6 protein-coding genes are annotated in these 5,460 nt (G+C 46.8%); all 6 read left to right on the forward strand.

Features of this window, described 5'->3' with window-relative positions:
- Positions 1 to 457, forward strand: a 457-nt coding sequence (locus GX089_00390) for a HAMP domain-containing histidine kinase (GenBank protein NLP00928.1), incomplete at its 5' end; no start/stop codon positions are given.
- Positions 432 to 821 carry a response regulator gene (locus GX089_00395; protein NLP00929.1) on the forward strand — a complete coding sequence of 130 codons (390 nt, stop codon included), beginning with the start codon at positions 432 to 434 and terminating at the stop codon, positions 819 to 821. The genes GX089_00390 and GX089_00395, both read left to right, overlap by 26 nt.
- Before the next feature lie 30 nt (positions 822 to 851).
- A complete protein-coding gene (locus GX089_00400) occupies positions 852 to 2,237 on the forward strand; it encodes an MFS transporter (GenBank protein ID NLP00930.1) in 1,386 nt (461 codons plus the stop codon).
- A gap of 91 nt (positions 2,238 to 2,328) precedes the next feature.
- A complete protein-coding gene (locus GX089_00405; GenBank protein NLP00931.1) occupies positions 2,329 to 3,660 on the forward strand; it encodes a hypothetical protein in 1,332 nt (443 codons plus the stop codon).
- Between the two features lie 9 nt (positions 3,661 to 3,669).
- On the forward strand, positions 3,670 to 4,581 hold the full coding sequence (locus tag GX089_00410; protein NLP00932.1) for a glycosidase: 912 nt from the start codon (positions 3,670 to 3,672) through the stop codon (positions 4,579 to 4,581).
- Positions 4,582 to 4,665: 84 nt separating this feature from the next.
- Positions 4,666 to 4,998, forward strand: a complete 333-nt coding sequence (locus tag GX089_00415; protein NLP00933.1) for a hypothetical protein — start codon at positions 4,666 to 4,668, stop codon at positions 4,996 to 4,998.
- The last annotated feature ends 462 nt before the right edge of the window (positions 4,999 to 5,460 follow it).

Raw genomic sequence — 5,460 nt, forward strand, 5'->3', positions numbered from 1 at the left:
GATCAGGGAGACTGTGGGAATTATTCCTGTACCGGAAGATGTGAAACTCCGTGTAGAGGCGCCTCAGGATCGACCGTTTTGCGGGAGAGCAGATCATGACAGGATAAAGCAGGTACTAATGAACCTGGTTGACAATGCGATCCGTTATGCCAGTCCGGGAGAGGTAACCGTAGCGATTCATCAGGTGGATCATAAGCTTCAGATCGATGTAAGTGATACAGGAGCGGGTCTCAGTCCTGAGGATGCATCGAGGGTATTTGACAAATTTTACCGTTCCAGGTCAGCTAAGAAGATGAAGTCCAAGGGCAGCGGGCTGGGGCTTACCATAGCCAAGAACATTGTCGAGGCACACGGGGGAGAGATCTGGGTGAAATCGGAAAAGGGGAAGGGGAGTACTTTCAGCTTTACGATACCAGAGGGTGAGAACTGTGATGAAGAAGAAGATACTGATAGTTGAGGATGAGGAGAATGTAATCGAGCTGTTAAAGATCAACCTGTTGCGCAGGGGTTACCAGGTAGAGACTGCCGGAAGCGGGGAGAGTGCCATAGAGATAGCAAAGCAGTGGGTCCCGGATCTGATCCTTCTTGATATAAAGCTTCCCGGCATGGATGGATGGGAGGTGTGCAGGAAAATAAAGGAAGATCAATCGATGTGTGGAATATCTATTATAGTTGTGAGTGCCGCAGCACAGAAAACAGATATTCAGAGGGCGGAGGAGTGTTCAATTGCTTACTTTATCACAAAGCCATTCGATTTGTGTGATTTACTTATCGCAATATCTGAACTGACAGGTGTAAACAGCGGGCAGTCTCCTGAATGATTTCCTGTTTCCTGAAATTATTTTAATCCAATGTTTAAATTTCAGCAGCGCACTGTGGTGCTTATCTCTACTGCCTGTGGATCATTTCTGACCCCCTACATGGCTGCATCGGTAAACATAGCACTGCCCTCGATCGGGCGGGAGCTGGGTATGGATGCGGTGATGTTGAGCTGGGTGTCGACAGCTTATCTGCTTTCTGCCGCGGTTTTTCTCCTTCCCTTTGGCAGGCTGGCTGATATATATGGAAGAAAAAAGGTGTTTTTCTGGGGCATTGTGATTTCCACGGCATCTGCTTTTTTCTCTGCTCTGTCGTTTTCCGCTCCGATGCTTCTTGTGTTCAGGGTTTTAAACGGCGCGGGCGCATCGATGGTGTTTGGGACAGCGATAGCGATATTGATTTCAGAGTTTCCTCCATCAAAGCGTGGTAAAGTAATCGGTATAAATGTGGGTGCGACCTATCTTGGTTTGTCTCTGGGGCCGGTGCTTGGGGGTTTTCTTACAGGGTATCTGGGGTGGAGGAGTGTGTTTTACATGAATGTGCCCCTGGGGCTTGTGGTGATTTATGCTGTCCTTGCAAATGTGAAGACCGAATGGGCATACGCGCGGGAGGAGAGGTTTGATTTAGCAGGTTCTTTGATATATGGAGTATCACTTTCTGTATTGATCTATGGTTTATCCAGGCTTCCCTCAGCATTTTCCGGGTGGCTATTGATCGGTGCGGGAGCCATAGGTCTGCTGTTTTTCTGGCATTATGAATCAGCTCTTTCCAGTCCGGTTTTTCATGTCGGTCTTTTCAGGAAGAACAGTGTTTTTATTTTCTCCAATATTGCTACTCTGATTAATTACAGTGCTACATTCGGAGTTGTGTTTCTGCTAAGCTTGTACTTGCAGTACATAAAGGGGTTTGATCCTCGAAGGGCGGGGCTGGTGATGGTTGCCCAGCCTCTTACGATGGCAGTGTTTTCGCCTCTTTCGGGAAGGTTATCGGACCGGTTTGAAGCGCGCATTGTGGCATCAGCGGGAATGATGATAACCGTGGTGAGCCTTCTTTCGCTAACATTTGTCAACGAGTTGACATCTATGGGAAGGATTATCTCCAGTCTGATTATTCTGGGGCTGGGTTTAGCTCTGTTTTCATCACCGAATACCAGTGCTGTGATGGGATCGGTGGAGAAGCGTTTCTATGGGATCGCATCGGCGACGATGGGAACCATGCGTCTGCTGGGTCAGATGTTCAGTATGGGGATATCCATGATGGTTTTTTCGATACAGATTGGCGATGTGAAGATCACTCAACAGTATTATCCTCAGTTTATCTCCAGTATTTCTACAACTTTCTGGATTTTTACGATCCTCTGTGCAGGCGGAGTGTTTGCATCGTTGGCAAGAGGCAAGTTGAGAGCGGAGAGTGAATAGAATTTCCGCTTAACATCTGGCATTTTCTTTGCTTTTTCTAATACCTGATTTCTCAAGGCATATCCTTTTATAAGTACTGAGGGAGTCAGAAATGATGGAGACGTATTCTTCGGTACTGTTGATTGCGTTGCTTGGCCTGCTGCTTCTGTATCTGTACAGGCATATAACTGTACGGGATATGCATAACTATCGCTATAAGACTCTGGAATCGATTTATTCTATAGTTACTGCCTCCGGTGTATCCAACCATTATAATCAGATCGTTTCAGGAATAGCATCTGTACTGAATGTCCCATACGTTTCGATAAGTAAAGTGGTCGATGGTGATCTGGTTGTGGTTGCCCGCTATAATAAAGTGGAAAAGAGATGCGGGCGTGGAGAGACCCTGTGCAGGAGGGTTTTAGATAGCGGTAAACCGGTGCAGAGTGTTTTACGTGCGCATGAGGGAGAGTGTGAAGAGGGGTTCGGAGGCGGGAGGTATCTTGGGGTGCCTGTCAAGGGCAGCAGGGGTGATGTTGAAGGAGTTATATGTGTTTTCTCGTCTGGGGTAAAGGCATTCAGCCGCAGTCAGGTAAATACAGTTGAGATGTTCGGGGCTTATGCTGCAAATAGAGACGAGCGGGAAGTGATGCTCAGGAAGAAGATCAGGAGAGAGGAGAGGAGGTTTTTAAGCAGGTTTATATCCGGTGTTGTTCATGAGGTGCGCAATCCATTAAATGCGATAATCGCCATTTCTGAGGCGCTCTTTGAGGAATTGAGAGAGAAAGGGGTTAGCTTAACTGTTTACAGGGACCACATAAAGGGACAGGTGGATAAATTAAGTGGCCTGATGAAGGATATGCTCGATTTCGGGGAAACATCGTACCATCAGTCCGGAAGGGTGTTTTCACTGGGGCAGTTATGCATTGATGCTATTGGGTTATGGAGGGAGATCAATGTTGATAAGGAAACAGTCCTAAATGCTGACATTCAGGAAAACGGGAGGGTGGCCATGATCAGGGGTGATGAGGAGAGGCTCAGGAAGATGATCATGTATCTTCTAGACAATGCCTCTCAGCACAGTGCGCCGGATGGGGAGATTGTTTTCCGGATGAGGGGGAATTCAAGGGGAATGCATGTCATCCAGATAATTGACAAAGGATGTGGAATACCGGCGGAAAATGCCGGTCGGATTTTTGAACCTTTTTTTTCTACAGTTAAGAGAGCAGGCTTGGGATTATGTAAAGTAAATAATACGGTAGAGGATCATGGCGGGGTTATCCATGTGCGCAACAATGCTCCTTTACCTGGAGTGACAGTTCAGGTTACTCTTCCGGCGCTGCCTGAGTTTTCAGAACCGGCAAACGGGTGTGACTTTCGGGAGATTGTAAATGAGGGTACATGTATGCAGGGGAGTCTGGGGAATGCAGACCGGGTGATCTAGGGAGAGAAGATGGAGCAGGTGTTTAACAGGTCGGGACATAATCCATTGATTACTGCAGCGGATCTTCCTTTTCCTGCCAGTGCGGTGATGAATGCAGGGGCTGTTGAACATGATGGAGATGTAGTGCTTCTTCTCAGGGTTGAGGGTTATGACGGGATGTCAAATATTCATGTGGCAAGGAGCAGGAATGGAGTAACCGACTGGCAGGTTGATCCCAGACCTCTGATCCGCAGGGGAGAGAAGCAATGGAGGTATGAGGAATGGGGTTGTGAGGATGCCAGGGTGGTTTATCTGCCTGACAAGCAGGCGTACTATATTACATACACTGCCTGTTCGCCGTCAGGAGTGGCTGCAGGTCTTGCCCGTACATCGGATTTCCAGAAAATAGAGCGAATCGGCTTGATTCTTTCTCCGGGCAACAGGGATGTGGTGTTATTTCCGGCAAAATTTGACGGAAAATATGCTGTGCTGCACCGACCCGATGTATGCGGGACAGAGAATATCTGGATGGCGTTTTCACCGGATCTTCTTTACTGGGGAGAACCACATGCTGTGCTTCCTGAGGGTGTGGGGCCAGCCTGGAACGCGGTTAAGGTCGGCAGTGGCCCTTCTCCTGTGGAGACATCGGTTGGCTGGCTTCTTCTGTATCAGGGGGCCAAGTACTATGCGGGTTCGCTTGTTTACCGGGTAGGGGCAGTGATTCTGGACAGGGAGTGTCCATACAGGGTTAGTGCTGCAATTTCGGATTCGATTTTCAGTTCACATGAAGCATACGAGATATCCGGGCTTGTTCCCAATACTGTTTTTCCGACTGGAATGCTGTTGCGGGGGGATGAGTTATGGGTTTATTACGGGGCTGCAGGATGCAGTATTTGTCTGGCGACAATAAGGCTTTCTGAGCTGTTGGATCTTTTTGGATAGATTTTGTATTGGGGGATTTTTCAGGGAGAACGGGGCGATTTGGTTTAAACGCTTAAATCGTCTTTTTTCCCCGGAGATGAATTATTGAGCGAATTGAAGGGTTTCTTAGTAATGGAAGGGAGGGTTTCTTTTATGCTGGGGGGTAGATCAAAAAGACGAGTTGACTCTTTATTTATAGGAAAAGGTGGGGCAGGCTTTTTAGTTTATGTGTTTCTCATTTTCCCATTCAGATGCTGTATTCTGGGTGAATGTGAAGAAGTCATTTTTCTTGAAGTGATTGATATCGGGCAAATTATTAATTCCTTTTTCTTAGAAAAAGGGGACGGACTATCTTTTTACTTTTTACTGCTATCCCTGGCCCGGCGGAGTCAATATAGGGAAGAAGGCTGCAGGGTCCTTGATTCATCTCCGGGGTGAATCTGTGGTTTAAGCGATTAAGTTAATCTTTCACCCCGGAGTGACACAGTGAACTGGACAAAAATGGCAGAATCTCCAAATGGGCAAAATAAGTATCAGTATTGAAAAAAAAAACAATGATCTCGATACATTGAATAAAACAGGAGTTCGATTCCGATGTCGATACCGAGATCAACCAATGAAAAAAAATTAATTAAAAGGGGACGGACCATCTTTTTACTTTTTTCTGCTGTCCCTGGCCCGACGAAGTCAATCCTGGGAAGAAGGCTGCAGGGTCCTTAATTCACCTCCGGGGTGAATTATCAACCCAATAGATTAAGCGCTTAAGCTAAGTCTCACTCCTTCACCCCAGAATTCCTAAGTTAAAAATCAAGACTTTTTTTAGTTTTTTTGATGTCATCTTAAGGCTCTACAGAGACAATACTAATCTTTTCCTCTGCCTGTGTTGTTAGGCAGAGGGAA

This window comes from Fibrobacter sp. (genome assembly GCA_012523595.1).
Classification (GTDB): domain Bacteria; phylum Fibrobacterota; class Chitinivibrionia; order Chitinivibrionales; family Chitinispirillaceae; genus JAAYIG01.

Bases quoted from the DNA above. Each gene is read 5' to 3' on its own strand.
- GX089_00395 (NLP00929.1), top strand. From the start codon at position 432: ATGAAGAAGAAGATACTGATAGTTGAGGATGAGGAGAATGTAATCGAG.
- GX089_00405 (NLP00931.1), top strand. From the start codon at position 2,329: ATGATGGAGACGTATTCTTCGGTACTGTTGATTGCGTTGCTTGGCCTG.
- GX089_00400 (NLP00930.1), top strand. From the start codon at position 852: ATGTTTAAATTTCAGCAGCGCACTGTGGTGCTTATCTCTACTGCCTGT.
- GX089_00410 (NLP00932.1), top strand. From the start codon at position 3,670: ATGGAGCAGGTGTTTAACAGGTCGGGACATAATCCATTGATTACTGCA.